This is a genomic window from Paenibacillus sp. FSL H3-0469 (assembly GCF_038051945.1).
In the GTDB taxonomy this organism is placed as follows: domain Bacteria; phylum Bacillota; class Bacilli; order Paenibacillales; family Paenibacillaceae; genus Paenibacillus_AQ.
Genome location: NZ_CP150302.1, coordinates 974,080 through 1,000,556 on the forward strand (window position 1 = coordinate 974,080; position 26,477 = coordinate 1,000,556).

General features: G+C 52.9%; 29 protein-coding genes and 2 riboswitches. Of the genes, 3 read left to right on the forward strand and 26 right to left on the reverse strand.

The genetic code is table 11. The features are described from left to right. Positions 1–160 precede the first annotated feature (160 nt). The 4 genes from NSS83_RS04110 to NSS83_RS04125 form a co-directional block, all read right to left on the reverse strand. Positions 161–853: a hypothetical protein gene (locus NSS83_RS04110; protein ID WP_341185613.1), complete on the reverse strand. Its 693-nt coding sequence runs from the start codon at positions 851–853 to the stop codon at positions 161–163. A 68-nt stretch (positions 854–921) separates the two neighbouring features. Next, a complete protein-coding gene (locus tag NSS83_RS04115; RefSeq protein WP_341347741.1) occupies positions 922–1,212 on the reverse strand; it encodes a hypothetical protein in 291 nt (96 codons plus the stop codon). 23 nt (positions 1,213–1,235) lie between these two features. Next, positions 1,236–1,595 carry an iron-sulfur cluster assembly accessory protein gene (locus tag NSS83_RS04120; protein ID WP_341185611.1) on the reverse strand — a complete coding sequence of 120 codons (360 nt, stop codon included), beginning with the start codon at positions 1,593–1,595 and terminating at the stop codon, positions 1,236–1,238. Between the two features lie 315 nt (positions 1,596–1,910). Further along, positions 1,911–3,317: an MFS transporter gene (locus tag NSS83_RS04125; protein ID WP_341347742.1), complete on the reverse strand. Its 1,407-nt coding sequence runs from the start codon at positions 3,315–3,317 to the stop codon at positions 1,911–1,913. A gap of 168 nt (positions 3,318–3,485) precedes the next feature. Between NSS83_RS04125 and NSS83_RS04130 the strand changes: the two genes are divergently transcribed. Continuing rightward, positions 3,486–4,145: an ArsR family transcriptional regulator gene (locus NSS83_RS04130; protein WP_341347743.1), complete on the forward strand. Its 660-nt coding sequence runs from the start codon at positions 3,486–3,488 to the stop codon at positions 4,143–4,145. Between the two features lie 39 nt (positions 4,146–4,184). On the opposite strand, the gene NSS83_RS04135 is transcribed toward NSS83_RS04130, so the two are convergent. The 6 genes from NSS83_RS04135 to NSS83_RS04160 form a co-directional block, all read right to left on the reverse strand. Then, entirely contained in the window at positions 4,185–4,769 is a 585-nt protein-coding gene (locus NSS83_RS04135) for a WHG domain-containing protein (protein ID WP_341347744.1), read from the reverse strand. Further along, positions 4,762–5,490, reverse strand: a complete 729-nt coding sequence (locus NSS83_RS04140; RefSeq protein ID WP_341185607.1) for an MBL fold metallo-hydrolase — start codon at positions 5,488–5,490, stop codon at positions 4,762–4,764. The genes NSS83_RS04135 and NSS83_RS04140 overlap by 8 nt, the downstream gene beginning before the upstream one ends. Before the next feature lie 446 nt (positions 5,491–5,936). Further along, entirely contained in the window at positions 5,937–6,713 is a 777-nt protein-coding gene (gene pstB, locus NSS83_RS04145; protein ID WP_036695365.1) for a phosphate ABC transporter ATP-binding protein PstB, read from the reverse strand. Between the two features lie 97 nt (positions 6,714–6,810). Then, complete coding sequence (pstA, locus tag NSS83_RS04150) at positions 6,811–7,707, reverse strand: phosphate ABC transporter permease PstA (protein WP_036726586.1); 897 nt, start codon at positions 7,705–7,707, stop codon at positions 6,811–6,813. Then, positions 7,704–8,606 carry a phosphate ABC transporter permease subunit PstC gene (gene pstC, locus NSS83_RS04155; RefSeq protein WP_341185605.1) on the reverse strand — a complete coding sequence of 301 codons (903 nt, stop codon included), beginning with the start codon at positions 8,604–8,606 and terminating at the stop codon, positions 7,704–7,706. Before pstC ends, pstA begins: the two co-directional genes overlap by 4 nt. Before the next feature lie 97 nt (positions 8,607–8,703). Continuing rightward, a complete protein-coding gene (locus tag NSS83_RS04160; protein WP_341185604.1) occupies positions 8,704–9,657 on the reverse strand; it encodes a phosphate ABC transporter substrate-binding protein PstS family protein in 954 nt (317 codons plus the stop codon). Between the two features lie 258 nt (positions 9,658–9,915). Here NSS83_RS04160 and NSS83_RS04165 point away from each other — a divergent pair, with 258 nt between their 5' ends. Continuing rightward, a complete protein-coding gene (locus NSS83_RS04165) occupies positions 9,916–10,830 on the forward strand; it encodes a LysR family transcriptional regulator (protein ID WP_341185603.1) in 915 nt (304 codons plus the stop codon). Between the two features lie 139 nt (positions 10,831–10,969). Here the strand turns inward: NSS83_RS04165 and NSS83_RS04170 are convergent, their stop codons facing one another. The 9 genes from NSS83_RS04170 to NSS83_RS04210 all read right to left on the reverse strand — a co-directional run bounded on the left by NSS83_RS04170 (position 10,970) and on the right by NSS83_RS04210 (position 17,489). Continuing rightward, positions 10,970–11,806 carry a class I SAM-dependent methyltransferase gene (locus tag NSS83_RS04170; protein ID WP_341185602.1) on the reverse strand — a complete coding sequence of 279 codons (837 nt, stop codon included), beginning with the start codon at positions 11,804–11,806 and terminating at the stop codon, positions 10,970–10,972. 50 nt (positions 11,807–11,856) lie between these two features. Then, the gene (locus NSS83_RS04175; protein WP_341347745.1) at positions 11,857–12,771 is read right to left on the reverse strand and encodes a DMT family transporter; all 915 of its coding nucleotides are present in this window, start codon (positions 12,769–12,771) and stop codon (positions 11,857–11,859) included. Between the two features lie 246 nt (positions 12,772–13,017). After that, positions 13,018–13,830, reverse strand: a complete 813-nt coding sequence (locus NSS83_RS04180) for a VanW family protein (protein WP_341347746.1) — start codon at positions 13,828–13,830, stop codon at positions 13,018–13,020. Positions 13,831–13,884: 54 nt separating this feature from the next. After that, positions 13,885–14,046 carry a hypothetical protein gene (locus tag NSS83_RS04185; protein WP_179090458.1) on the reverse strand — a complete coding sequence of 54 codons (162 nt, stop codon included), beginning with the start codon at positions 14,044–14,046 and terminating at the stop codon, positions 13,885–13,887. Positions 14,047–14,142: 96 nt separating this feature from the next. After that, positions 14,143–14,865, reverse strand: a complete 723-nt coding sequence (gene queE / locus NSS83_RS04190; protein ID WP_341347747.1) for a 7-carboxy-7-deazaguanine synthase QueE — start codon at positions 14,863–14,865, stop codon at positions 14,143–14,145. Continuing rightward, positions 14,858–15,340: a 6-carboxytetrahydropterin synthase gene (locus tag NSS83_RS04195; RefSeq protein WP_341185598.1), complete on the reverse strand. Its 483-nt coding sequence runs from the start codon at positions 15,338–15,340 to the stop codon at positions 14,858–14,860. The genes queE and NSS83_RS04195 overlap by 8 nt, the downstream gene beginning before the upstream one ends. Further along, the gene (gene queC / locus NSS83_RS04200; protein ID WP_341185597.1) at positions 15,340–16,005 is read right to left on the reverse strand and encodes a 7-cyano-7-deazaguanine synthase QueC; all 666 of its coding nucleotides are present in this window, start codon (positions 16,003–16,005) and stop codon (positions 15,340–15,342) included. The genes NSS83_RS04195 and queC overlap by 1 nt, the downstream gene beginning before the upstream one ends. A gap of 44 nt (positions 16,006–16,049) precedes the next feature. Next, positions 16,050–16,550: a preQ(1) synthase gene (gene queF / locus NSS83_RS04205; RefSeq protein WP_341185596.1), complete on the reverse strand. Its 501-nt coding sequence runs from the start codon at positions 16,548–16,550 to the stop codon at positions 16,050–16,052. 82 nt (positions 16,551–16,632) lie between these two features. Beyond that, positions 16,633–16,676: riboswitch (PreQ1 riboswitch) on the reverse strand. A gap of 72 nt (positions 16,677–16,748) precedes the next feature. Continuing rightward, complete coding sequence (locus NSS83_RS04210) at positions 16,749–17,489, reverse strand: ZIP family metal transporter (RefSeq protein WP_341347748.1); 741 nt, start codon at positions 17,487–17,489, stop codon at positions 16,749–16,751. Between the two features lie 195 nt (positions 17,490–17,684). Between NSS83_RS04210 and NSS83_RS04215 the strand changes: the two genes are divergently transcribed. Beyond that, positions 17,685–18,020, forward strand: coding sequence for a hypothetical protein (locus NSS83_RS04215; protein ID WP_341347749.1), 336 nt, complete (start codon positions 17,685–17,687; stop codon positions 18,018–18,020). A 97-nt stretch (positions 18,021–18,117) separates the two neighbouring features. On the opposite strand, the gene murB is transcribed toward NSS83_RS04215, so the two are convergent. The 7 genes from murB to NSS83_RS04250 form a co-directional block, all read right to left on the reverse strand. After that, positions 18,118–19,032 (reverse strand): UDP-N-acetylmuramate dehydrogenase, encoded by a 915-nt coding sequence (gene murB, locus NSS83_RS04220; RefSeq protein ID WP_341347750.1) that lies wholly within the window; start codon positions 19,030–19,032, stop codon positions 18,118–18,120. A gap of 166 nt (positions 19,033–19,198) precedes the next feature. Further along, positions 19,199–20,005: a (2Fe-2S)-binding protein gene (locus NSS83_RS04225; protein ID WP_341185592.1), complete on the reverse strand. Its 807-nt coding sequence runs from the start codon at positions 20,003–20,005 to the stop codon at positions 19,199–19,201. Positions 20,006–20,014: 9 nt separating this feature from the next. Beyond that, positions 20,015–20,821, reverse strand: coding sequence for an ABC transporter ATP-binding protein (locus NSS83_RS04230; protein WP_341185591.1), 807 nt, complete (start codon positions 20,819–20,821; stop codon positions 20,015–20,017). 40 nt (positions 20,822–20,861) lie between these two features. Continuing rightward, positions 20,862–21,896 carry an iron ABC transporter permease gene (locus NSS83_RS04235; RefSeq protein ID WP_341347751.1) on the reverse strand — a complete coding sequence of 345 codons (1,035 nt, stop codon included), beginning with the start codon at positions 21,894–21,896 and terminating at the stop codon, positions 20,862–20,864. Continuing rightward, complete coding sequence (locus tag NSS83_RS04240) at positions 21,893–22,954, reverse strand: iron ABC transporter permease (protein ID WP_341347752.1); 1,062 nt, start codon at positions 22,952–22,954, stop codon at positions 21,893–21,895. The genes NSS83_RS04235 and NSS83_RS04240 overlap by 4 nt, the downstream gene beginning before the upstream one ends. Before the next feature lie 152 nt (positions 22,955–23,106). Beyond that, on the reverse strand, positions 23,107–24,156 hold the full coding sequence (locus tag NSS83_RS04245) for an ABC transporter substrate-binding protein (protein ID WP_341185588.1): 1,050 nt from the start codon (positions 24,154–24,156) through the stop codon (positions 23,107–23,109). A gap of 174 nt (positions 24,157–24,330) precedes the next feature. Beyond that, positions 24,331–26,148 (reverse strand): APC family permease, encoded by a 1,818-nt coding sequence (locus NSS83_RS04250; protein ID WP_341347753.1) that lies wholly within the window; start codon positions 26,146–26,148, stop codon positions 24,331–24,333. Between the two features lie 128 nt (positions 26,149–26,276). Then, a riboswitch (cyclic di-AMP (ydaO/yuaA leader) is annotated at positions 26,277–26,437 on the reverse strand. Positions 26,438–26,477: the final 40 nt, after the last annotated feature.

The following is a 26,477-nucleotide window of genomic DNA, read 5'->3' on the forward strand; positions in this document are numbered from 1 at the left end:
ACACAAGAGATGCAGGACAATCATATATTCGTAAGCGCTTACGGCCGGTCTGCTCCTGCGGGAATGAGATTAGCCGTTTTTATTTGTTCCCCATGTCAAAATACCAAAAACGGCAGCCCTCTTCCTGCTGAGGACTACCGTTCTTAATTTATTTCCAGGTTTATTTCCAGCCCAGCGCCTTGTTGATCCAGGCCACCGCCTCCGGTGCCCATGCCGCTTCCATACGTGAACGCAGCCAGGCTATCGCCTCTTCTCTCGATCCCTCAAAGGGCGGAATGCCAGCTTCCTGCATCCAATGCCCCGTGGTTTCATAAGAGGTGCTGTTCCAGCCATTCGGCTCTCCGTCCGCATTCACCCGCTGCTTCACACCGGAGATTACAATATCCAGAGACCCTTGCAGCTCCGTTACCGCATTGTCAAAAGCCGTCTTCTTCTCCTTGGCTTTCATGTCGGCCATAGAACGAAGTTGCCGGGTCTCTATCCCCTCGTTCGCCCGGATAATCTCCAATAGGGTCAGCGCTTCCCTGGTAGCCAGACCGCTCTCATACCGATCTACCAGAGACTGGTGAGGCCCGGCCGCAGCCAGATACGCCGGAAGCCACTCGCGGGATACGAGTATGGCTTTTTTCTTGATGAACTTCCCGTAGCCGGCTAAGCCTTCTCCAGGGAATCTGACCCGCCAGCCCCAGGGGTCCAGTTCGGTATCGGTATGCCAATTCTCCGCAAGCGTCAGCCCGTTCACGGACGGATGCTCCGGGATCAGGGAGGCCAGCGGTACAATCCCCAGCCTGGCGACTACCTCAGCCATCTCTTCAAAGGTGGTTACACCTTCATGCTTCTCAGTTCTTCCCACGTAATTCCGCCTCCTGCATCAATCTGGCTTGTACACCTAGTTAAGCTTATCACTATAAGCGGGCAAATTCACTTCAAAGTAATTTGTTTTAAAAATATACCATTCTCATCACAGCCAATCTGAAAATGTTCATCCTGTAAAATCCAGTCATCTGTTTTTTCAACAAAGAAATGAAAACCTCCGATAGATTGAACCAATGCCGGATCGATCGGTGTAGCACTTGCATTTATGCCAATCGCAAAAGCATCTGAGCCGCCACCTGCATATTTTGCATAAATCCTTACATATTGAGCCTCTTCCAGACCCCATTCATCCTTAAAAGAATCAATAGCTTGTTCCGTTACTTCAAATGATATCATCCCTGTGCTCTCCTTCCCGCAGGTTAATCACATTTTTTAACTTCCCCCCGATAGTTAGCCATCCGAAAACTGGCCCCGCATCCGCAGGAGGCTTTTGCATTAGGGTTATTCATGGTGAATCCGCCTATCATTCCGCTTTGTTCATAGTCAATTTCAAGACCGTCAATATATGGAATACTCTTCGTGTGAACTAATATACGGAATTTATCTTTATTGAACACCACATCCTCCTCTGTTTGCTGCTCATCCAAAACAAGGGTATAAGATAATCCGCTGCATCCCCCTTCTTCAACACCTACTCTAAGAAAAGAGTGCCTTGTATCAGCGGTTAATAGGATTTCGGCGATTTTCTCTGCAGCGATCTCACTGACCTCAATGTTCATGTTCATTCCTCCTATACAAGCTTAATTTAGTTTTGGGTCCCCCAGTCCATTAGACAAGGTATGAACATAGCGAGAGCTGCTCCTTTTGGTGTAAGTTCATACATGGCTCGTGCAGGACGCTGCGGACTGGTTCTCTTGACCAGATTATGATGTTGAAGCTCCTTTAAACGCTGGGAAAGGATTCTTTGCGTAATGGAAGGAATACTCCGGGTCATTTCGCTAAACTTCTTCGGACCGTAAGAAAGAGTGAATAAGATATGGATCGTCCATTTAGACCCGATGATGTCATAGGCTATAAGAAGTTTCTCCGTATCCTCAGTGGACAATGATATTTACACCCTCTTTCTTAGGAGCAGCTTTCCTGATGGATTGCGGTGAGATCCGGGTACTGGCAGTCAGACTTATGACGATCAACAAGAGATGGAAGCCCATGGCTACAATTAAGCCGGATTGCAGTGACATTCCAGCAGCCTGACATACGACAAGGATCGAACCCCCAATCCCGATCACTACACCGGGTGTAAAAGAATCCGCAAATTGCAGATTTGCCGAGGTTTGGCCCGCACCGCCTTCCCCGGCTTGGGAAAAGGCTACAACACCGCTAACCGGATGCGCCAATCCAATACCGACCCCGGCGATAATCTGACCCATAACTGCAACGGGAACAGAAACAACCGGTATCCAAAAGACGATGGCAATCCCTACGGCAAGCAGAAATACCCCCAGAATGATTCTCATATGACGTCCCCGGCCCTGATCTGCCGCATCCCAACGCCCTTGCAGATACGAAATGATACACCAGCTTAATGCTGCACTCGCTACGATTAAACCCGCCTGAGAAGGGGTAATTCCTTTCACATCAATTAGAGCCAATACCAGGAAATTCTGTGTACTGGCATAGGCAGCGAAGAACAATCCGCGTGTTGCCAGAATCGCTGGCATCCCTCTCCGCAGCGTAAGCGTTCCCTTCGGCAGCAATTGACGGAGCGGTAATATCATAACTACGAGGCCAATCAGGGCGAAGACAAATCCCATCATACCCGGAAGCATACTTAGACCAACCAGGAAAAGACCAGTCCCCATCGTTAAGAGTAACGCCATCCAAGTAGATGAAGAGCCGCTTGCCCCTCCCGTCTGCTGCACTTTCAATTTCCTGAAAGCCGGTAAACTAAGCACTGCTGAAACAACCAGCACAGGTAAGATCCCCCAGAAAACAAACCGCCAGGACCACTGATCTGCTATAAGACCTGCCACATATGGACCGAGCATGGACGGAAGAACATAGGCTGTTCCAAAGGCTCCAAGTATTTTGGCACGTAATTCATCCGGGTAACTTAAGGAAATAGCTGTATACACACAAGTCATCATTGCTCCGGCACCCAAACCTTGCAGGGCCCGTGATCCTATCATGATATACATATCTCCTGCTGTTGCCGCAGCGACCAGTCCTGCGATAAACAATAGAAGTGCATAAGTGAATGGTGCAGCAGGGCCTCTTTTATCTATGATCCGACCGACGACCAGCGTTCCGATAATCTGCGCAAGCAGATACGTACTGAATATCCACCCGAACAGGCTAAGACCGTTCAAGTCTCCAGCAATCGAGGGAGCAATGGTGGTTACGGACAGACCTTCGAATCCCACGGCCATCACTGACAAGATAATTCCTATGGATAATGCAAAGTAACGCGGACTGAAAATACTTTGATGATTAGACGGCATGAATGGTGACCTCCAAGAAAGTTTGGTATGTATACATCGTATCCGGATACTTAGTAAACATTTTTGTTTATAATGTCTAAGCTACAGTCTGCCTTTGACTTTGTCAACATTTTTGTTTAAAATGTAGGGAGTGATGTAGCTTCAATAGCTGCAAAAAGGAGGCGCACCATGAGCCCGAATCAAATTAAAAAGGATGTCTCCACCAGTACCCGAAGGGCGATCATTAACTTGTTAAAAGAGCGTGGGGGCTTGGATGTTATGACCCTCTCCTCTCATTTCTCACTGTCTGGAATGGCTATTCGCCAACATTTGAATGCGCTGAAGGAAGAAGGATTGGTTACGAATGTGGAAGAAGCACGTCCCATGGGCCGGCCCACCAAGCTATGGATATTAACACCCGCGGCTAATCGTTTTTTTCCAACCGGATATTCGGATTTATCCATCAGTCTCATTCAGTCGATGAAAGAAGCTTTCGGTAACGAAGGGTTGGACAAGCTGCTGGATGTTCGAAATAAAAAGATGCAGGCACAATATCTCCAGCATCTTGGCACAGCATCGGATGTTAGAGAGAAATTAGAGAAACTGGCCGAGATTCGAACGAATGAAGGTTACATGGCAGAGGTGAAGGAGCAGGAGGATGGCAGTCTCTTATTCATCGAGAAACATTGCCCGATCTGTGAAGCGGCGGCTGTGTGTACCGGGTTATGCAAGAATGAATTGCATTTATTTAAAACCGTTCTAGGCGAGGACGTTCATATTGAACGGGGGGAGTACATTTTAAAAGGAGGAAGAAACTGCATTTACACCGTTAGAACCAATCAGCCGTGACAACAAAGAGCAACCTCACTCGGAGATTGCTCTTTGTTGTTATTTCAGGCTTGCTTCGTCCGATCCCATACAGCGGATTCCCGCAATATAGGTATTAATCAGCCGGGTGAGCGTGACATTCAGGTCCAGCGGCATTCCAAATCCGCCCTGATGCTCCAGGGTAGACAATCCATGCAGGATACTCCGTAATCCACGGACAGCATGCAGATTGCCTTCCTCATCCAAACCGAACGCGGATATCAATTGGATGATGAGCGACAGAATCTTTGCACTCGCCGCCTCCAGAGCAGTATCCCCCTGTTCGGGTGCTTGGAGCGTCGTCTGGTACAGCCCCGGGTGTGCTCTGGTGAATCCGAGGTAAGCCTGACTCATGGCATGTACCGCTGCTTCTCCGCTGAGCCCCTCCGTTGCCTCCGATATAATCTCATACAGCTGCTCCAGGCCATATACGGCCATCAGTGTACGCAGCCCCGCCAGCCCGTTGATGTGATTATAGAGTGACGGGGAACGGACCCCCAGCTTCGCGGCTAATGCAGCCAGCGTCACTTCTTCGATCCCATGTTCATCCGCCAACTCTGCTGCTGCCAACACCAGCGTCTGTGTATCCAGACCTGCTCTAGCCATGTACCCTCTCTCCTCTCTTAGCTGCCCCTTCAGCCTCAGCAGCCGCCCGCTTCATCGCTTCTACCGGATCTCTGAGCAGATCCCCGTGTCCTACCGCCAGTAAGGTCGGGTTAAGCTCAATCAGCTTATACGCGCTGGCCAGCGCCTGCTCCAGACTCCAGGTGGCCATAGCCGGAAAAGGAAACCAAGGCACCTTCTTGCCGGACACCGCCGTGGCCCGGAAGGTCTGGAAGGCGTCCCCGGCAATCAGCGCTCCACTGCGCCGGTCCTGAAAAGACATCGAACCCGGCGTATGTCCGGGAGTACTGAACGCCATCAGCGAGCCGATGCTATCGCCGTCATGCAGCAGAATGTCGGGCCGGGTTACTATTTTGGCGGGTACACTCCCCTTAATAGGAGTCTGTAGCTCACCTGCTCTTAACGAGCGGTCACCAGCCAACAATGCAGCATCCCGCTCCGAGATATAGACCTTAGCCTCCGGCACCTGCTTCTTCAAGGCATCAAGTGCCCCGACATGATCCATATGACCATGAGTTAGCACGATCCGGGTTAGCGGCTTCTGAAGCTTCGCAGACTGTAGCAGAATCCCCTTCATACTATAGGACATGCCCGCATCAATAAGTGTAAGCTCCTCTTCTTCTTCGATCAAATAACAATTCACTGGAAAAATACTCGGCAGCCACGTTAACTGAAACAAATTGCCTTCTTGTGTTACTCTCATTGGTTCTCCCCCTCAAAACTAATCTTATTAGTTTAAATATAAACTAATAAGATTAGTTTTGCAAGAGGTATTTACTCTTACAAAATTGAAGTGATTTCATTTGATCCACTCGCCTTCGCAGTGCCCAATGTGATCGGTTTTTCGATTACATTCCGCCCACTCGCCTCCGCAGTGCCCAATGTAATCGGTTTTTCGATTACATTCTGCACACACGCCTCCGCCACGCCCAATGTAATCGGTTTTTCGATTACATTCCGCACACACGCCTCCGCAGCGCTCAATGTAATCGGTTTTTCGATTACATTCCGCCTAATCGCCTCCGCCTAGCCCAATGTGATCGGTTTTTCGATTATATTTCCCCCACGCATCCCTTTCCGGCCCATTATCCTTCAAATAGCAAAAACACCACCCGCAATGGATGGTGCCTCTCATCTAATATATATGTGTCAGCCAAACCGGCCCATAATATATTCCTGCGTCATCTGGTTCTCGGGGTTCGTGAAGACCTTCTCGGTCTTGTCGTATTCCACCAGGGAGCCGAGATAGAAGTAGGCGGTGTAGTCCGAGATCCGCGCGGCCTGCTGCATGTTGTGGGTGACGATCACGATGCGCAGCTCCTCCTTCAGCTCCTTGATCAGCTCCTCTACCTTACCGGTTGATACCGGGTCAAGAGCCGAAGCCGGCTCATCGAGCAGCAGGATCTGCGGGTTGACTGACAACGCCCGGGCGATACAGAGACGCTGCTGCTGTCCGCCGGACAATGCCAGAGCGGAATCCTTCAAGCGGTCTTTGACCTCGTCCCACAGGGCGGCGCGGCGCAGGCTGCTCTCTACGATTTCATCCAGTGCCTGCTTGCCCTTGATGCCATGATATTTCGGGCCGAAGGCGATATTGTCGTAGATCGATTTATAGAACGGATTAGGCTTCTGCCAGACCATGCCGATCTTTTGCCGCAGCTTGATTACATCCGTGCCTGTAGCATTGATATCCACACCGTCAATCCAGATGCTGCCTTTGGTGGTAGAGCCGGAGATATCGTCATTCATCCGGTTCAGTGAACGGAGAAAGGTTGATTTCCCGCAGCCCGACGGGCCGATCAAGGCGGTAACCGTATTCTGGGCAAAAGGAAGGCTAATCCCCTTCACCGCCTCATACGTACCATAATAAATACTCAGATCCTCCGTTTGAAATGATTCGCGCACCACTGGTTCCGCTATTCCCATCTCTTACTCCTCCTAAAAGTTCTGATAACATACACGTTCTGACTCTTCTGCGCAAAAATTCGCTTCGGAAGCCTGTGTCCTCTTCTGTCTAACAAGCCTAGCTCATTCTCTTGGATGCAGTAAGCTTGCGGTAGATGAATCTGCCGAAATAACGGGCAGCCAGATTGAAGATTAATACGGTCAGCACCAGAACGGCTGAAGCGCCCGCTGCAATCTGAAGTGCATCCGGTGCCAGGCCTTCACTGTTGACCTTCCAGATATGCACCGCCAGCGTCTCCGCCGGACGGAACGGATTGAGCGGTGAGGAAGGACTCAGCGGATTCCAGTTGCTGAAGTCCAGACGCGGACTGCTCATCCCTGCGGTGAACATCAGCGCAGCCGCTTCGCCGAACACACGGCCGGCCGACAGGATCGTGCCGGTGATGATGGTCGGCAACGCTACCGGGAGCAAGACTGATGTAACGATCTTCCACTTGGATAATCCAAGTGCGAAGCCTGCCTCCTTCTGCTGCTTAGGCACCGTGCGGAAGGCTTGCTCCGTAATACGCACCATCAGCGGAAGGTTGAAGAAGGTTAACGCGAGCGCACCCGAGATCAGGGAGAATCCGAGATTGAAGGTGTTGACGATCAGCAGGAGACCGAACAGACCCACGATGATCGACGGGAAGGAGGACAATACCTCCACGACCAGACGGATGAAGTTGGTCAGCTTGCCGGGGCGGGCATATTCCGCCATGAAGATTCCGGCACCCAGCCCCAGCGGGACCGTGATGATCAAGGTCAGCACGAGCAGGAACAGGGAGTTGAACAGCTGCGGCCCGACGCCTCCGCCTGCGCGGATCTTTTGCGGCGCCGAGGTCAGGAAGTCCCAGCTAATATGATTGAAACCGCGGATCAGGATATATCCGAGTAAGCTAACCAGGATGGCTACAATCAGCAATGCAAAGGTCACGATAACAACAGTGGCTATTTTATTCGCAGTTCTCGGCTTCAAATTTTATTTCTCCTTTCGAGCATTCTCACCAGCAGGACGAATACAAAGGTCATCAGCATCAGTACCAGCGCCATACTCCACAGCGCATTGTTCTGCGGTGAACCCATCGTTGTATTCCCCATGCCCAGCGTGATGACACTGGTAAGTGTGGACGCGGATTCGAACAGGGAGTGAGGCACGAACGGCGCGTTACCGATAACCATCTGCACGGCAAGAGCCTCGCCGAAGGCGCGGGCCATGCCAAGCACTACCCCCGTCATAATTGCCGGGAAGGTCGTCGGGAGAATAACCCGGGAGATCGTCTGCCAGCGTGTGGCACCGAGCGCAAAGGATGATTCTTTCAAGTTTTGCGGCAATGAAGCAAGCGCGTCTGCAGCCACGCTGGTAATCGTCGGCAGAATCATGACCGACAGCACTAGCGCGCCTGCAGCCACCCCGATGCCTTGTCCGGGCAGCGTATCCCGCAGAAATGGAACAATGACGCTTAAGCCTACGAAGCCGTAGACGACAGATGGAATGCCTGACAGCAGCTCAATGACCGGCTGCAGCAGCTTTTTACCCCAGCCCGGCACGATCTCTGTCATGAAGAGCGCCGCGCAGATGCTGAGCGGACTCGCGATCAGCGCAGCCAGCAGGGTAACCAGGAAGGAACCCGAGATGAACGGGAAGGCTCCATAGGAAGGTGTGTCTGCTTCTGGCGACCACTTCGTGCCGAACAGGAACTCTGAGACCTTGACCTCGCCATTCACGAAGTTGGCTACGCCTTTGGAGGCTACGAAATAAACCATGGATACAATGATGACAATGAGCAGCAGCACGCAAAAGGACATATAAATACGTCCGATTAAATTTTCTATATGATGTTTTTCCAGCCGCTTGTTAGTTGGTTGTCCCCTCAAGATGCTCCCTCTTTCTAAAGTGAAAAGAGAGGCAGAAGAACTCCGCCTCTAATCACATTAAAGTTTAAATCCAATCCTCACTTTGAACCGGTGAAGCTTATTTAGGTGTTACAGTACCTGCCACATCACGCGATACCTGCATTTTGGAAGCCGGGATGTAGCCAAGCTCTACAACGTCGCCAGTCTGTACTTCGTCCGTCAGGAAGTAATCCAGGAACGCTTTTACAGTCTCATTAGGTTCACCGTTAGTGTACATGTGCTCGTAAGCCCACACCGGATATTTACCGGCCACTACGTTGTCTACAGAAGGCTCAACGCCGTCATAGTTCAAGGTTTTAACAGAATCATCGAGATAGGACAGGGCCAGATAACCGATCGCTCCCGGTGTTTCGCCGATCATTTTCTTAACCGTACCGGAGGAATCCTCTTGAATCGAGCCCTTCAGGTCCTCTGTCTTGGTGCCAAGAGCAAAGCTCTCGAAGGTAGCACGGGTACCTGAGCTTGCCGGACGGTTGATGATCTGGATGGCCTGGTCTGCGCCGCCGACCTCTTTCCAGTTCGTGATTTTACCTGTGAAAATATCCACCAGCTGTTGCTTGGTCAAGCTGTCTACGCCTGCCTTCGGGTTGCTTACTGCCGCAATCGCTACAACCGCCACCTGGTGATCCACCAGTTCAGCCGCCTTCGCTGCATCCTTCAGCTTCTCTTCGGCGAATACGTCTGAGTTCCCGATATCGACTTGCTTCTCAGAGACCTGAGTCAAGCCCGTTCCGCTGCCGCCGCCTTGAACCTGAATGTCCACGCCAGCATTAGCATCCATGAATTTCTCAGCTACCTGCTCTACGAGCGGCTGAAGTGCTGTGGAGCCTGACGCCAGGACCGAACCGCTTAGCTTCGCACCGCTGCTGGATTCTGTGTTTGTAGCAGCCGGTGTATTCCCTCCGTTATTGGTTGTTGCATTATTTCCCCCGTTGTTTCCGTTGCCGCATGCTGAAATTGCCAGTACGCTTGTAAGAGCCAAAGCCATGATCCACGATTTTTTGAATTGCATTTGTTTTTTTCCTCCTAAAGGTTTTGTGAGTGTCTGCTGCGTTCCATCTGCTTCGTACAAAACTCACTTGGGAAGCATTATTGTGTCTATCAGCGTCTCTTCTGACTCTTCTTATTCTAGGACCCGTTCGTTAGATAAAAGTACTGAGTTTGTAAACCCAAGGATAAAAGTTATAATATAAATTGAGTAGTTGAATAGATAAAATCTATATCGAAACAACAATAGGGTTTTTTTTGCCCCATCCCCGGAGGAATCTTCATGAACCTTGTAAAGCTGCAAATCTTAGTTCTCATCGAAAAATATAAAAAGGTTACGGATGTAGCCGCCGAGATGAACCTTAAACAGCCTACCGTCTCCTTCCATATGAAAAGTCTGGAGAGTGAGCTTGGCGCTTCCCTCTTCCAGTACCGGAGCGGCCGGGTCCTGCTGACGGATGCCGGACGCGCCTTGTATCAATATGCGGTCCGCATTGTCTCGCTAAGCGCGGAGGCCGAGCGGACAGTCAAACAGTTCACCTCGCTTGCCTCGGGGAATCTGGAGCTTACCGCCAGCGATATCCCTGCCAGTTATCTTGTGCCCAAACTGCTGTCGCAATTCACACAGCATTATGACGGGATCGATGTCTATCTATCCGTACTTCCGGATGACGCCATCCGGGAACAGCTGCGCAGCCGGGAGATCCAGCTCGCCTTGCTGCACAGTGCAGAGGGCCAGGATGATACCTTCCATACGCAGGTGATTGCTGAAGAGGAGACGGTGCTGGTCTTTGCGCCGGAGCATCCGTTTGCCGGGGAGCAGGAGCTGACCGCCCAAGCCGTAGCCCGCGAACCCTGGGTGCAGCATGAGGCCGCCTCCTTCCTGCGCGGAATCTCTGACCAGTGGGCACAGCTTAATAATGTAAGGGTCTGGAACCATGCGGTGCTGGGCTCACCGGAGGCAGTCAAGGGGATGCTGTACACAGGCCGTATGGTAGGCGTGTTCTCCCGCTCAGGAATTGAGGCTGAAGTAGCGGCGGGCCGTCTGGCTTACGCCAAGCTGCCGGGAATACTTCCCGCTGACGGGTCTTTTGTGCTGGCTTGGCGCAAGGATTATACATTGTCTCCGCTCCAGCAGGCTTTCGCCGGGATGGCGGCGGGTTATGTACAAGTAGAAACGGCTTCGCCGTCCTTTTAAAGGACGGTACCGTTTCAGCGAGAAATAGAAGGATAAGTTATCGTGTGAAACCTATAAGTTCTTATATTTTGAAAAAACGGTATCCCCGGAGCGCCTGTGTAACTGCGCTAACGGGGATACCGTGTGGTGGTGAACCTTATTATCTTTTGACAGCGACCAGGGTGAAGGTCTTGGGAATTCCTTTATCGTACACATCCGACGACAGATTAGGCTCCTCCACCAGCTCTCTTATCACCAGTCCGCTGGCTGCGGCAGCCGTAACCAGCTCGCCCAGCGTCCAGCGCCGCCAGTAGACAACATTCGGCTTGTCCGCCTCTAAGGCTGCTCCTGAGGAAGGCATGTATTTGGAATAGGACACCTGCTTCTCTTCAAGCGCGGTATCAAAATAATCCCCGCTCACCTTATGCTTGCGGACCTTAGCCGTCGACCCCTTGGAGGAGATCAGCTTGGTCGTTACCGGATGGAAATCCCGCAGAACGAACGTCCCGCCCGGGGCCAGCAAGCGGTATGCTGTAGCCATGAACGGAGCCAAATCCGTAAAATAGTGAACAATCCCCATTTCGGCAAAAACCGTATCATAAGAGCCGTTAAGATACGCTTCCGGCAGCTCCAGGACATCCGACACGATATAGTCAAGCTGCACTCCGGCTGCCTGCGCGAGTTCACCGGCATAACGGGCATTGGCCTCCGAGAAATCTGCTACAGTCACCTCAGCGCCCAGCAGACCAAGCGCCACCGCTTTCATGCCGTTAGAGCCCATCAGGTTCATGATCCTCCGGCCCTTCACTTCACCGAGATAGGTATTCAGCGGATACAGCTTCCCCGCAGGGTCCCTGAGCAGCTTCTCCGCAGCCTCCGCAGGGGTTCCGAACCGGCTGGTCCAGGCCGCATAGGTATCCTCATTCCACAGCTCCTCGCTGGTAGGTGCCGCCTCCTTACTCAGGCCATCCGGTTCATTCTGATTCGGTTCATTCATTGCTTTCGTTACCCCTTTGTCTATGTTCTAAGAAATGTAATCAAAATCGCCTAGGAAGCGTTCGGCAGAGACTCCCGGAGCTTCAGCGCTTTCCTGCGCCCGGCATACAGATAGACGCCCAGTCCGGCCATGACCAGCACGCCGCCCGCCCATTGCAGGCCGCTAAGCTGCTCACCCAGCAGCAGGAACGCCAGAATACTCGCGCCGACAGGCTCTCCCAGGATATTCATCGACACAGTAGTCGCCGACGTAAATTGCAGCAGCCAGTTGAACAGGATATGTCCGAAGACGGTCGGCACCACCGCCAGCAGGACGAAGATCCCCCATTCCCGGGCCGGATAATCGAAGAACGGTGTGCCAGTCACGAGATTGTAGACGGCAAATACAGCGGCCGCAGCGATAAATACAATCAGGCTGTACAGATAGGACGGCATACGTGCCACCAGCTTTTGTCCAAGCAGCATATGTGCCGCCACTGCGACCGTTCCGCCAACCGACAGCAGGTCGCCCTTCAGATTCTCAGCAGACAAGCCAATGTCTCCCCAGCCGATAAAAGTAACGCCGAAGATGGCAATTGCCATCCCCATTATGGCAGAGATCGAGTTACGCTCTTTATACAGTATGTACGCACCGAGCATAATGAATAACGGCTCCAGCGCCATAATCATCGTCGAGCTGGCCACCGAGGTATAATTCAGCGAACCCATCCACAGCAGAAAATGCAGGGCAAGCATGACACCCGACACTCCCAGCAGCAGCCAGTCCTTGCGCCGCAGCTGAAAGAGTGCCCCGCTATAGGGACGGGCGAACGGCAGCATCAGCAGTGAGGTGAACAGCAGGCGGTACATCCCTTGGACCGATACGGGCGCGGAGGACCATTTAATGAAGATAGAAGAAAAAGAAATGGCCACAATTCCGATTACCATCAAGAGAGGCACGGGAACGGGCGGTTTATTGGTACGCATAACAGAACGCCCCTTCATAGGATGTAAGACTCATTATGTTAATTTAACGTAAATCGGTGAAAAATGCAGCTTTTTTTTGATATTCAGCACGTGAACAAAGGCAGAGAATCCGCCTCTGACGGGTTCCATGCCTTATACTTGTTCAAATATAAGAAATTATATGTTTCACACCATAGCTTATCCTTCTATTTCTCGCTGAAACGGTACCGTCCTATAAAAGGACGGCAAAGCCGTTTCCACTTGTCCTTATCCATGCAGCAGCGGAGAATACATCATCAGCGCGTGGTTCTCGGCCACCGCTTCGTCACCGGCCAGCTCTCCGCTATGCGTCAGCACTCTGCGCCGGATCGCGTTGCGCCGGATATACCCGCCCCACGGCTCCAGGCTGATGCGGTGCCCGTCTTCATACACTTCATAATGGTAGAGCTGTTGTCCTGCACAGCGCCATTCCCCGCGCAGATGAGTCTCATCCAGATGCAGCTTAAGCTGATAGGCATGCTCTGTATCATTGCGCAGCTGGAGATCCAGATAATTATAGGCACAGGTAGCCCCGCTGCCAAAGGGCTGGGTCCGCTGCTCATCGGGGAAGACATCATAGCTGTGCCGGTGCCGCTCGGTCACCGTCAGCGGGGTATGCAGCGTCATCCAGTAGATCAGATTGGACAGTTGGCAGAGCCCGCCGCCTGTGCCGGAACGGAACCCGCCGTAATGAAGCACCATTCCGTCCAGGTAGCCTTTTCTTCGTGTCGGTTTCCCGATCCTGCGCCAATACGAGAAGCTCTCGCCCGGTTGAATGACAAGCCCGTCCAGCTTCGCCACCGCGAGCCTCAGGTTCACGATTTTGTTGTGCTGAAGCTGCATATCCACATTACGCAATTTACGCAGCAGCGGAGTAGCATGACTGGCCGCTTCGTACGGCAGAGCTTCACTGCACTGTTCTGTAGCCAGGCGGCCGCTGGCTGTGATCCATTTCCAGTATCTTTTCCAGGTGAAATACCGCTTGCCTGCAAATAACCGCAGCTTGGAACGCCGGATGGGCTTCATAGCCTGCATCGTCATTGCTTATACCTCCCCCGTGTAGCTATTGTCCGATTCTATAATTATATTACCCTTCTACTCTGGAAGCTTCTCAGAGATTACCAGAATAAATGTAGCAAGCGGTCCGAGCAGCAACGACAACAGAAACCAGTTCATTCCGCTCCGGTTCTTTCCTTGCGCCAGTCCGGCATTAATCAGAGCCAGTGTACCCCAGCCTGCGTAATAACCATTCTCCATTATAATTCCTCCACTGTTTCCTGCAAATAGTAAAAGACCGGGCCTCCCTGCTCAGGAAGCCCAGTCTTAAGTATAGCTAATTTTTATGAGAAAATCTTACTTTCCACGCTTATTATGCCAGATCAGGGAATGCAGCTGCGGCAGCACCCGTGCACGGTTCATCTGCGGATCTGCAATGACTAGCTGGAACAGCCATTCCAGCCGCCCCAGCAGACGGCCTGAGATGTCGCCTTCCTCGGTGACGTTATCGTTGCCCGGCTGCAGGAACAGCGGAACCTCAGGGTACCTGAAATGTACCTTACGGGCATATTCATAATCCTCCTGGTTAAAAACAACCACCTTCAGACTGTGTGCAGCCTTGCCGTTATCAGCGACTCTACGCATAATTTCATCCAGCTGATCCCAGTCCGTCCGCATCCCGGAGCTGGGCGGCTTGGGGCTGATCGTCAGCACATCAACGTCGCTGAACCAGTCCTGCCACCTGCTGCCCTGCGTCTCAATCGCTGCCTGGATGCCGCGTTCGTGGAGCAGGGAGATGAACTCTCCCATGGCCTCCCCGATCAGCGCCGGGTTCCCGCCGGAGATGGTGACACAGCCGAAGTTCTCCCCGGCCAGCTCCAGCAGCCCGGAGAGAATCTCCTGCGGCGTAAGCATCGTCACTTTATCCTTGGCCGAGCCGTCCCAGGTGAAGGCGGAATCGCACCAGCCGCAGCGGTAGTCGCAGCCGTAGGTGCGGACGAACATCGTTTTGACGCCAATGACCGCGCCTTCCCCCTGAATCGTCGGGCCGAACATTTCAATCACAGGGATTCTACTCATGATCGCAGCCTCCATACAGACGGTAAGCCGGTCCCTCCTCAGGTATATCTGCCGCCAGCACTTCAGCCCAGGAGGTAGGAGTCTCCCATAGCTTCACCGAATACACCGGCAATGCCGCCCGTTTCAGCTCATAGGCAATGTAGGCTGACAGATTCTCCGCCGTGGTACGGAAGGAGAGCAGCGCGACTTTGGAGCCTGTCGAGAGTAGTGTCTCCAGCACAGGTTCATTGCCCATCGCCAGAAAAGCATGATCCAGCCGCCCAACTACCGCCTCCTGCACAGCCGCCTTAATATCGCTGAAATCGATCACGAAACCTTCATCCGACTGCCCTTCCTCAACGGACGGCACACCCTTCAGCACTACCTCAAGCTTGTAGGTATGCCCATGCAGATTGCTGCATTTCCCCTTGTGTCCGATGAGCTGATGGGCAGCATCGAAGGTAAAAATTTTGCAGACGGCTACTTCGCCCCGCATTATAGTCCCGCCTCCTGACGCTCTGCCTCATATTGCTCCAGACCGCGCTGACGCAGGAGACATGCCGGACAGGTGCCGCATCCGCTGCCAATGATCCCGTTATAGCAGGTCAAGGTCTGCTCCCGGACATAATCGAACTGGCCCAGCTCGTCTGCCAGCTTCCAGGTTTGCTTTTTGTCCAGCCACATCAGCGGGGTATGAATGACGAACTCCACATCCATCGACAGATTAAGCGTGACATTCAGCGACTTCACGAATACATCACGGCAGTCCGGGTACCCGCTGAAGTCCGTCTGGCAGACCCCGGTGATAATGTTGGAGTAGCCAAGCTGCTTGGCCAGAATGGCCGCAAAGGACAGGAACAGCAGATTACGTCCATCCACGAACGTACTGGGCAGCTCTTCTCCCTCACCTGCGGTAATGTCAATATCATCCCGGGTCAAGGCGTTGGGAGCAAGCTGGTTCAGCAGCCCCAGGTCCAGAATATGCTGCTTCACGCCGAACCTCGCGGCAATTGCCTTGGCGACTTCAATCTCGGCCGCATGGCGCTGATTATAATTGAACGTGACCACCTGAACCTCCTGGAACTCCTGCAATGCCCACGCCAGGCAGGTCGTGCTGTCTTGGCCGCCGCTGAAGACGACTAATGCCTTTTTATTTACCATAATGATCTCTCCTCCTGATGGCTCTGTGAAGCTGGTTCCTGCGATTAACGGTTGTCCACTTTCTCGGGATACAGATCATGATTCATCAGCCGGTGCCCGGCCATCGCCTCATATTTAGTTCCCGGACGCCCCCAGTTGCAGTAAGGATCGATGGAAATGCCGCCGCGCGGTGTGAATTTGCCCCACACTTCGATATAACGCGGCTCCATCAGCGAGATCAGATCATTCATAATAATGTTGACACAGTCCTCATGGAAATCCCCATGATTGCGGAAGCTGAACAGATAGAGCTTCAGTGACTTCGATTCTACCATTCGGATATCAGGAATGTACGAGATATACATCACCCCGAAATCCGGCTGACCGGTCACGGGACACAAGCTGGTGAACTCGGGACAGTTGAATTTGACAAAATAATCGCGGCCGGGATGCTTGTTATCGAACGCCTCCAGAATCCCCGGATCATAGCCGAACTTGTACTGCGTGCCTTGGTTGCCCAGCAGGGTAACCTCCTGCATTTCCTCTTGCGTTCTACCTTCTGACATGACAAAAAACCCCTCTCTTTTCCCTAGGCTCATAGCCTGAACTGGAAAGAAGAACGAGATTTCGAAAACCTGGCTCTACTAAGATAGCTTAGTTTTTTATAGAGGGAGTTCGCGAACCTCTCCTGCGCGCGGCGCAGATTCCTTCTTTATCTTGGTGCGTCTTGAACTATACCATGATTGCAGCGGGCTTGACAACCCTCACAGCTGATCCAGAATCAGCGAGCACAGCAGTCCCATAGCAGCGATGAACCCCGTGAGCGGTCCCCCTTCTTCATAGGCTTCGGGCATCATGCTGGAGGACACCATGGCAATAATTCCTCCTCCGGCAAAAGAGGCAATCACCGCTTCCGTATAACTGCTTGCGTGATCCATGAACGCATACCCCGCCCCTGAGGCCAGAGTGGAGATAGCGAGTACGCCGAGCCACAGCAGCATAATCTTGCCTTTGCCATAGCCGTCCTGCTTCAGTCCAGCCGTGCTGGATAAGCCCTCGGGAATATTGCTGATGAAGATGGCAATGACCAGCAGTACGCTAACGCCCTGACCCGCAATGAGACTTGCTCCGATCATGATCGATTCAGGAATTGCATCCAGTACCGTTCCGGCGAAAATAGCCAGACCTCCGCCCTTCGCGTCGCTCTTCCCTGATGTGGCTCTGGCTGAGCGCTTACGTCCGGCTCCGCCCTTGCGCGAGATCAGCCAGTCGAACACCGTGAACACCATTGCTCCGGCGGTGAACCCGATAATCGTCGGGGCCAGGCCGCCGTCACTGGCAGAATCCTCTAACAATTCATACGCCGCCGCGCCGATCAGCACCCCGGTACCGAACGCCATAATGAAGCCGATCAGCTTGCTTCGAATCTGCAGGAATAAGGCCAAGAGAGCCCCAATCAGAACTGCCGAGCCGGAGACTGCGCCCCATAACAATGCGTTTCCCATTCGATTCACCTTCTTGATAGGATATTGGCATCCTTACAATGCATAAGAATAGTTTACACACGAATGAAGGAAGGCAAACACCCTGCATAGTACCACTGATATATATATGGGCAGCAAATTGTACGGATTCATTTGCACTCAAAGGGGTAACTTAGAATTAACAATCTCTTATTAACCGAAGGATGGGATCATACTATGGAAGCAAACGTACAGAAGCTTATAGACTGGCTGGAAGCCCGCAAGGATACAACACTGGTCATCGAAAAACGGGAGCTGGACGATCTCGACACTGTCCATTTCAAGCTGGAGACCGTTGACTACCGGAACGCTGACGATGTCATTGATGATTATCTGGACAGTGCGGTCATTCTGCGCGGGACAGGCAATACCCTGAATGCAGATGGAGAGCTGGTGCCCCTGCCGCAGCCGGGCTATGAGCTGGCCGTAAGCGGGCTGCAGCTTCATGAAGTGTCCGAAGCCAAGGTGGATCTGCAGACGGGCCGGGCGAAATATTCGCTGGCCGTAAGCTGATTATACGGCGGCTAACGCCGTAAGAATCGAAAGAGGGTGCAGTGATAAGCCAACTTTCCGGCTTAGAACTGCACCCTCTTTTCAAGAAAACTATCGCCTATAATTCTTCCCCGATAATCTCCACTTCCGTCTCCAGCTCCACATCGAACTTGTGCTTCACCGCTGAGCGAACATGCTGGATTAATCCAATATAATCACTGGCCGTAGCATTGTCGGCGTTGATAATGAAGCCTGCATGCTTGCGTGACACCTCAGCACCTCCTATGCGCGTACCCTGGAGTCCGCTCTCCTGAATCAGCTGCCCCGCGAACCGGCCCGGCGGCCGCTTGAATACACTGCCGCAGGAAGGATATTCAAGCGGCTGCTTCGATTCCCGCAGATAGGTTAACTCATCCATAGACGCCTTAATCGCAGCAGGATCGCCTGGAAGCAGCTTGAATCTCGCCTCCAGTACAATATACTGTCCGCTGGCGAAGATGCTGCTGCGGTATCCCCATTCCAGCTGATCGCCGTGCAGGGTGAGGAGCTGGCCGTTCTGATCAATCACGAGCGCACTGTGCAGCACATCCTTCACTTCCCCGCCGTAGGCTCCCGCATTCATATACAGAGCCCCGCCTACCGTGCCGGGGATGCCGCAGGCGAATTCCAGACCGGTCAGCTTCTGCTCCAGCGCATAGCGCGAGACATCGATAATCTTCGCCCCGCACTGCGCATAGAGCAGCCCGTCACGGATGCCCATCTCTGACAGATCCGAGGTCTGGAGCACGATGCCGCGGATGCCTCCGTCCCGGATAATGACATTGGAGCCATTGCCGAGAATCGTAAGCGGGATCTGATGATTATGGGCATAGGCGTAGATGCTCTGGATCTCTTCATATGTAACTGGAACAGCCAAGATATCTGCTTCGCCGCCCATGCGGGTATAGACCAGATTCTTAAGGCTCTCCCGGCGTTTCAGTGAGCCTGCGGTAACCAGCGGCTGCAAATCCTCATATATGTTGTCAATATTCATTCTTCATGCTCCTACTCTATGAACAAGATAATGGTGGGGCTCATCGCCGGGCAATCACGCTTCAGCAACCACAACTTTATCAACGAACAGGCTCCCTTGTCAATGACAGGAGCCTGTTAAGAAGCTGCATACAGCATTATTATGTTTCGAAATTCCCAATTATACCCTATTCACCTGCTGCGCGCCCGGAACGGAATTCCTCCCGCCGTGCGGACCGCTCCTCCTCCTTCATCCGGGGACAGGTATAACACAGCCGCCCTCCCTCAGTCCGGTAATACATACAGCAGCGGTTACGCATCTGAACCGTCTGCTCCGGGTCCGTGAGCGATTCGATTCTCCGCACCTTCACCTGGAAAGGATTCCGCGGCATCCCGAATACGGCAGCGGGCAGATCATCCTTCAGATAGGCGTAATCCTCCTCCAGCCGGCGGAGAAGGAGCGGATCAGTAAGCTCAGCGGCGAAGGCTTCCGCATAATAATTGAATTTGGTCGGCATCTGTCCCCAGATCTCCCCAAGCGATAGGCCACTCACCTGTGAAGCCATACGGATCAGCGGTCCGGCTGTGCTCTGGTAGAAGCTGGCGAGCACCTCATTGCGCCAAGCCTTCCGGCCCGGCTCATCTGCCGGAGCTTGTACCATCCCCCATTCACGAAGCGAAAAGGCAACACGGCAGTAGCCGTCTGCCGGAACCAGATGCAGATGCAGATTCCGTAGACTGAAATCCGGTACGCACAAGAAGCCGGTCACGGAATACTGGACAGCGAGTGCAATTATGCTCAGATAACCGCCGAAATACGCACCGGCCGCTTTATCGTCGAGCGCCTTCATCAGCGGCCGGTAAGCCTCCATGAAGGCCCTCATCCCAGCCTCTTCTGCCAGTTCAGCAGCTGCGCAGGAATACACGGCTCCCTCTGGCACCTCAGAATGGAGATCAAACTTGGAGCTATATTCTTGCCTCAGGAATTCATTCATGCAGCCGTCCTACAGTCCTACTGCTTTGTATGCAGCCAGCTCATAAGGCAGACACAGCGGCACACCTGTACGCGGATCAGGTACAATATCCGCCTCAATACCGAATACCTCCCGCAGCACCGCCGGTGTCATTACCTCGTTCGGAGCGCCTTCGCTGATCACATTGCCGGATTTGATCGCTACCATATGCTGCGCATATCTGGAGGCATGATTCAAATCATGGACAACCATAATGATCGTCCGGCCTTCCTGCTCATTCAGCTTCTGCAGCAGCTGAAGCACCTCCAGCTGATGGGCCATATCCAGGAAGGTCGTCGGCTCATCAAGGAATAGAATATCTGTCTGCTGTGCCAGTGCCATGGCGATCCAGGCCCGTTGCCGCTGTCCGCCGGAGAGCCGGTCAATCGGCCGGTCACGGAATTCATTCATGCCGGTCAGCGCAATCGCACCGGCAATAATGCTGCGGTCTTCAGGCGTCAGGCTGCCGAAGCCCTTCTGATGCGGATACCGGCCATATCCTACCAGCTCAGACACCGTTAAGCCATCCGGGGCCGTAGGATTCTGCGGCAGAATCGCCAGCTGCCGGGCCACCTCCTTGGTAGACAGATTATGAATGGACTTCCCGTCCAGCATGACATTCCCGCTCTTCGGCTTCATGATCCGGGCCATCGTCTTCAGAATCGTGGACTTCCCCGAGCCGTTCGCCCCGACGAGCGCCGTAATCTTTCCTGTCGGAAGCGACAGATTCAGCCCCTTCACAATCATTGTCTCCGCATATCCGATGCTCAGCTGTTCTGTATTTAAACGTTCCGACATGATACACACTCCTTAGATTTTTATAATATACATCTCTGTATTACGCTTTCGACGTGGCCAAAAGATATAAAAAGTACGGTGCTCCAATAATCGCTACTACGATACCAGCAGGTACCTCCGCAGGCTGCATTACCCAGCGCCCGATCGTATCTGCCGTAAGCAGCAGCAGGGCTCCGATCAGGGCAGCCGCAGGCAGCAGGATCTGATGGCGCGGGCCGACCAGCCTGCGGGCCAGGTGCGGCGCGATCAGCCCGACAAAACCAATGCTGCCGCTTACCGATACACAGGCTCCTGCAAGTGCAACAGCCGCCGCCAGCAGCCACCGCCGTTCCCGTTCGAGCGGCAGGCCGAGTCCCTTGGAGAGCTCATCGCCCAGATTCAGTACGTTGAGCACCCGGGCTTTGTAGAATGCGAAGGGCAGCAGGATCAATATCCAGGGCAGCAAAGCCAGCACAAACCGCCAGTCTCCGCCCCAGATTTTGCCGGCCAGCCAGATGGCTACGAACTGATAATTCTGCGGATCGAGTCTTAATGACAAAATAAGCTGGAAAGCATATATCCCGGCACCCACAGCAATCCCGATCAGGATCAGCCGTGTCGGCGAGAGTCCATCCTCCCTCCTGTAAGACAGGAAGTAGATCAGTGTTGCAGTAAGCGAGGCCCCTGCCAGCGCCAGTAGCGGAAGCACAAGGATCGGAGCTGCTGTAGTAGCCGGTACAAAGGAGATAAAGATCAGTACGGCGAATCCGGCTCCGGCATTGATCCCCAGGGTGGAAGGCTCAGCGAGAGCATTACGCGACAAGCCTTGCAGAATTGCTCCGGCTACCGCGAAGCCTGCACCAATCAGCAAGGAAATCACGATCCGCGGCAGCCGGAAATCAAACAAAATCAGCTGCTGCTGCTTGGTGCCGTTGCCGGATAGGGTATGTAGAACTTCAAGCGGTGACAGACGCATGAAGCCGGTATTCATACTGACCAGAAACAGAATGACAATAAGCACTCCAAGCAGTGTCAGAATACCAGCCTCCCTGGAACGGCGCGGCTTGGCTGGAGGGAATGAGGCGGAACGGTTCATTTCAGCTCCCCCTTGCGTTTGCCGGCCAGATAGATGAAGAACGGTACGCCGAATACTGCAATTAAGGCACCTATCGGTGTTTCGTATGGCGCATTAATCATCCTGGCCGCAATATCGGCCACCAGGACCAGAATACTTCCAAGGACTGCGGAGCAGGGAATAATCCAGCGGTAGTCCACCCCAACGAGATAACGCGTGATATGCGGAACCATTAATCCGACAAAAGCGATCGGGCCTACAGTGGAGACCGCCGCTCCGGCGAGGATGACGACAATAATCATCCCTGCAGTCTGTACCAGACCGGTGCGCTGTCCGAGACCCGCTGCAACATCTCTGCCCAGGCTCAGTAGCGTAATCGAACGCGACAGCATCAGCGCACCGATCAGGGCCGCCGCGACCCAAGGTGAGATTACCTGCAGCTGCTTCCAGCTCGCTCCGCCAACCCCCCCGGCCATCCAGAAGGCAATATCCTGGGAGAGGCTGAATAGGATCGCAATGCCCTGACTGACCGCCAGCAGCATGGCGCTTACTGCCGCACCGGCCAGGGTCAGCCGAAGCGGGGTCAATCCGCTATGGGAGAGCGAACCGATCCCGAATACCAGCAGTGAGGCCACAGCCGCTCCAAGGAAGCAGTACAGCATGATGTACGCGAAGGATAAGGTTGGCGCGAAGGCAAAAGCCAGGGCCAGTCCAACACCCGCTCCTGCATTAAGCCCGAGCAGCCCTGAATCCGCCAGCGGGTTGCGGGTCATCCCCTGCATAATCGCACCGGCAACGGCAAAACATGCGCCGACCAGCGCCCCTGCGGCAGCCCGGGGAATCCGCAGCTCCCGGATGACCTGATGCTGGGGCAGCTCCGGATTGAACCGGAATACCGCCTCCCATACAGTAGCCAGCCGGATATCCGCCGCACCAACCGATACGGATACCATCAGGCCGAAGACAATTGCTGCTATTCCCAGCACCAGAATAACAGCAGCAGCAAGCGGCCGCGACCTGACAGATGTTTTCCCTTCATCAGAAGGAGCTTGTAAAGCAGAATCTGTGGATGAAGCCATATGCCGTCTCCTTATCAGGATTATTAGGGAAATATAAATGATTATGATTCTCATTATCGCAAATATATGAATATTGTTCAACTTAAAAAAGAGGCAGGCTTCTATATCCTGAGGACATAAAAGCCTGCACATTTCTCCGGCCGGTAAAGAACCTATTTGACAAAACTGCTCAGAATATCATCGATGGTCTTAGAATTGGCTATAGGACCGCTGTAAAGCCAGCTGGTATCTTTGCCGAATTCATGAACATTCCCTGCCTTAACGGCTGGAATTCCCTTCCAGACCGCCCCATCTGTAATTTCTGCTCCGTCCGCCTTATCACTGTTCACCAGAATGATATGCTCTGCAGTCAGCTCTGACAATTTCTCAAGTGAAATCGGGTTCCACGGTGCTCTGGACTCCGCAGGAATATCGGTCACGAGATTCGGGAGCTTCACTCCAAGATCGCCATATAATACTGCACCGCTGCTGCGGGTCTCGTCCACGATGAAGAAATTCTTGGACACCAGCCACAGAACAGCTACCGAATCATCACCAATTGCCGCTGACACAGCCGCTTTGGCCGAAGCCGCTTTCTGGTCATAGTCTGCAATAGCCTTCTCAGCTTCTGGTGTTTTATTAAGCAGCTCACCGATTTTGAGCGTAGCCGCGCGCCAGTCACTGCTGACTTCGTCGCCCAGTACATAGGTTGGTGCGATTTTGTTCAGCTGGTCATAAAGACCGTTCTGAACCGAGCCTTCCGACTGGACGATGTGGAAATCAGGAGTGAAGCTGGTGACGGCTTCCAGCGGCAGGTCATAGCTGATCGGCGGAACATCCTTAAGCTCAGCATCGAGGTATTTCTGAGTACCATTCTTCGTAGACCATTGGGCAACCGGAGTCACGCCGAGTGCTACCAGATAATCTTCCAGATAAGAAGCAATGACACGCTGTGGGTTAGCGGGAACAGTCACCTTATGCCCCATCGCATCCGTTACGGTCTTCTCCACCGCAGGTGCGGCAGTTGCTGCAGGCACCGCAGTGGCATCCGCAGTGGCATCCGCAGTGGCTTCCACGGTTGCTGCAGGTGCAGTGCTTGCTCCACCGTTACTGCCTGCATTGCTATTATTATTTCCGCAAGCGGATAGCAGCAGTGTTGTAGTCATAAGTCCGGCCACCGCCAGCTTCCCGCTTCTTGATCCTTGCAGGTTGAACGAAAACATTGAATACCCCTCCTGTATGTTACCCTCATGATTGGCAAAAGCTCTGTTACTTTCTTCTTGTCTATACTGATGATATTGATTCTCATTCTCTATGTCAACCAATAACTTATAGTAACGGCAAAACGGCCGCCTCCGCAATAAGCAGAAACAGCCGTCTTCCTATAATCCTCTATATTATTTATGCAAATGGAAAGGAACCGTGGCGATGACAATGTCCTTCTGATTCATTAAATAAGAGCGGATGAACAAGCTGGTCTGATTATGCAGCACTGCCTGCCACCAATGCTTGGTCACGAATTGCGGAATCAGGACAGTAATATGATCCGTTGAAGAGGTCTTCCACTCTACTGTATCGATGAACTTCACCAGCGGGCGGATAATACTGCGGTAACGGGAGCGCAGGACGATCAGGCGAACTCCGGGGTTCCACTCCTCCCACTTTTGCTCCATCTTGTGAATCTCTTCTTCATCGAAGCCTACATATACAGCGACCACATTATCGGTCAAAGACTTCGCATAGCTGATCGAATGCAGTACAGCGCGGGTCACACCGGCGACAGGAACGACTACGGTGCTTCCTTTGATACAAGGCTTATCTGTTGCCGGACAGATTCGCAGCTGATCGGCAATATTCATATAATGGCGGTGAATCCGGTGGAACACGATAATGACGACCGGCAGGAAGATGAAAGCCATCCACACGCTGGAGAATTTGGTGATGATGAAGATCATGGTGATCGTTAATGTAGTTAGCATCCCGACCGTATTCACGGCGAACTTGCTCTGCCAGCCTTGCGGCTTCGTTCTGTACCATTGGACCATCATGCCAAGCTGCGATAGCGTGAACGGAATGAATACCCCTACTGCATATAATGGAATAAGTCCTTCTGTATTCCCGTGAAACGCCGCTACCAGCACTGCCGACATGACGCCGAGGAAAATAATACCGTTGGAGAAGCCGAGCCGGTCGCCGCGCACCATGAAGGCATGGGGCAGATATTTGTCTTTGGCGAACATGAACGCCAGCAGCGGGAAGGCTGAGTATGCCGTATTGGCTGCCAGGAACAGGATAACCGCCGTAATCCCCTGAATGAAGAAGTACAGCCCGCCCCGGCCGAAGGTAGACTCGGTAATCTGTGAGACCACGGTAGCCTTCTCATCAGGCATGATGCCGTACCAGTAAGCGAGCAGCGTAATGCCTGTGAACATCACCCCGAGAATGAGGCCCATGAGCATCAGCGTTTTGGCTGCATTTTTCTCCGCCGGCGCTTTGAAGTTTGGAATGGCATTGGAGACAGCCTCAACCCCGGTCAGAGCCGAACAGCCGGAGCTGAATGCCTTCAGCAGCAGAAACATACTCACGTTCGACACCGCCGAGCCAATCTCAGGAACCTGGGCATGAGCCCCGCCGGTTACATATTTGAAGATCCCTGCGATAATCAGCACGAAGATGGAGACGACGAACAGATAGACCGGGATAGCGATGAACGAAGCCGATTCGGTCACCCCGCGCAGGTTAACAATCGTTAAGAGCAAGATAACAGATACCGCTATGAGGACACTATGATTATGCAGATTTGGAAAAGCTGAAGTGATCGCATCCGTCCCCGCCGAGGCGCTTACCGCCACCGTCAGAATGTAATCCACCAGCAGAGAGCCGCCGGCCAATAAGCCGGTATGCACCCCCAGATTGCTTTTGGCGACAATGTACGCGCCCCCGCCCTGGGGATAAGCGAAGATCGTCTGCCGGTAGGATAAAATCAGAATAGCCAGCAGGCCCAATACGGCTAATGCAATTGGCAATGAGTACCAGATGGCGGTGAACCCGGCGGCCACCAGTACGATTAGAATTTGTTCTGTTCCGTAGGCTACAGACGAGAGCGCATCAGAAGACAGGACAGCCAGTGCTTTCACCTTGGATAACTTTTCATGATCGAGTTCGTTCGACTTCATCGGACGCCCGATCAATAGTCGTTTTACCTTGCTTACCATTGTAGTAACAGTTCCTCTCTTGGTTAAGTTGAAACGGGTTTCCCTGCGCTGTTTTCATAAGTGGATTTCATAAATGCAGGCACCAAAATAAGCATACGGAAATGATCCGCATGCCTTAGAGTGCATGGTCATTATCCCACTGCTGGCTTACGAGGTTAGCTGGCGGATTCGGACTGTGGTAGCCCTACGGTTACAGGCCCTGGCGGCCCGCTCCGATTCACCCCTTTTGGCCTTGGCCAAAGTGTGGTTCCCCCGTTTTTCCATCCGGAAAATTCAGCGCATATTCAACTTCTCACAAGGACTAATATTAAGCTACAACGCGTCTTCCG

Coding starts and splice junctions, on each gene's coding strand:
- NSS83_RS04230 (WP_341185591.1), bottom strand. CDS start 20,821: ATGTCGGAACGTTTAAATACAGAACAGCTGAGCATCGGATATGCGGAG.
- NSS83_RS04235 (WP_341347751.1), bottom strand. CDS start 21,896: ATGAACCGTTCCGCCTCATTCCCTCCAGCCAAGCCGCGCCGTTCCAGG.
- pstB (WP_036695365.1), bottom strand. CDS start 6,713: ATGGGAATAGCGGAACCAGTGGTGCGCGAATCATTTCAAACGGAGGAT.
- NSS83_RS04215 (WP_341347749.1), top strand. CDS start 17,685: ATGGAAGCAAACGTACAGAAGCTTATAGACTGGCTGGAAGCCCGCAAG.
- queF (WP_341185596.1), bottom strand. CDS start 16,550: ATGTCAGAAGGTAGAACGCAAGAGGAAATGCAGGAGGTTACCCTGCTG.
- NSS83_RS04180 (WP_341347746.1), bottom strand. CDS start 13,830: ATGACGATGCAGGCTATGAAGCCCATCCGGCGTTCCAAGCTGCGGTTA.
- queE (WP_341347747.1), bottom strand. CDS start 14,865: ATGAGTAGAATCCCTGTGATTGAAATGTTCGGCCCGACGATTCAGGGG.
- NSS83_RS04250 (WP_341347753.1), bottom strand. CDS start 26,148: ATGGTAAGCAAGGTAAAACGACTATTGATCGGGCGTCCGATGAAGTCG.
- NSS83_RS04135 (WP_341347744.1), bottom strand. CDS start 4,769: ATGGCTAGAGCAGGTCTGGATACACAGACGCTGGTGTTGGCAGCAGCA.
- NSS83_RS04175 (WP_341347745.1), bottom strand. CDS start 12,771: ATGCGTACCAATAAACCGCCCGTTCCCGTGCCTCTCTTGATGGTAATC.
- NSS83_RS04115 (WP_341347741.1), bottom strand. CDS start 1,212: ATGATATCATTTGAAGTAACGGAACAAGCTATTGATTCTTTTAAGGAT.
- NSS83_RS04140 (WP_341185607.1), bottom strand. CDS start 5,490: ATGAGAGTAACACAAGAAGGCAATTTGTTTCAGTTAACGTGGCTGCCG.
- murB (WP_341347750.1), bottom strand. CDS start 19,032: ATGAATATTGACAACATATATGAGGATTTGCAGCCGCTGGTTACCGCA.
- NSS83_RS04185 (WP_179090458.1), bottom strand. CDS start 14,046: ATGGAGAATGGTTATTACGCAGGCTGGGGTACACTGGCTCTGATTAAT.
- queC (WP_341185597.1), bottom strand. CDS start 16,005: ATGGTAAATAAAAAGGCATTAGTCGTCTTCAGCGGCGGCCAAGACAGC.
- NSS83_RS04130 (WP_341347743.1), top strand. CDS start 3,486: ATGAGCCCGAATCAAATTAAAAAGGATGTCTCCACCAGTACCCGAAGG.
- NSS83_RS04170 (WP_341185602.1), bottom strand. CDS start 11,806: ATGAATGAACCGAATCAGAATGAACCGGATGGCCTGAGTAAGGAGGCG.
- NSS83_RS04210 (WP_341347748.1), bottom strand. CDS start 17,489: ATGGGAAACGCATTGTTATGGGGCGCAGTCTCCGGCTCGGCAGTTCTG.
- NSS83_RS04195 (WP_341185598.1), bottom strand. CDS start 15,340: ATGCGGGGCGAAGTAGCCGTCTGCAAAATTTTTACCTTCGATGCTGCC.
- NSS83_RS04245 (WP_341185588.1), bottom strand. CDS start 24,156: ATGTTTTCGTTCAACCTGCAAGGATCAAGAAGCGGGAAGCTGGCGGTG.
- NSS83_RS04160 (WP_341185604.1), bottom strand. CDS start 9,657: ATGCAATTCAAAAAATCGTGGATCATGGCTTTGGCTCTTACAAGCGTA.
- NSS83_RS04120 (WP_341185611.1), bottom strand. CDS start 1,595: ATGAACATTGAGGTCAGTGAGATCGCTGCAGAGAAAATCGCCGAAATC.
- NSS83_RS04125 (WP_341347742.1), bottom strand. CDS start 3,317: ATGCCGTCTAATCATCAAAGTATTTTCAGTCCGCGTTACTTTGCATTA.
- NSS83_RS04165 (WP_341185603.1), top strand. CDS start 9,916: ATGAACCTTGTAAAGCTGCAAATCTTAGTTCTCATCGAAAAATATAAA.
- NSS83_RS04225 (WP_341185592.1), bottom strand. CDS start 20,005: ATGAATGAATTCCTGAGGCAAGAATATAGCTCCAAGTTTGATCTCCAT.
- NSS83_RS04240 (WP_341347752.1), bottom strand. CDS start 22,954: ATGGCTTCATCCACAGATTCTGCTTTACAAGCTCCTTCTGATGAAGGG.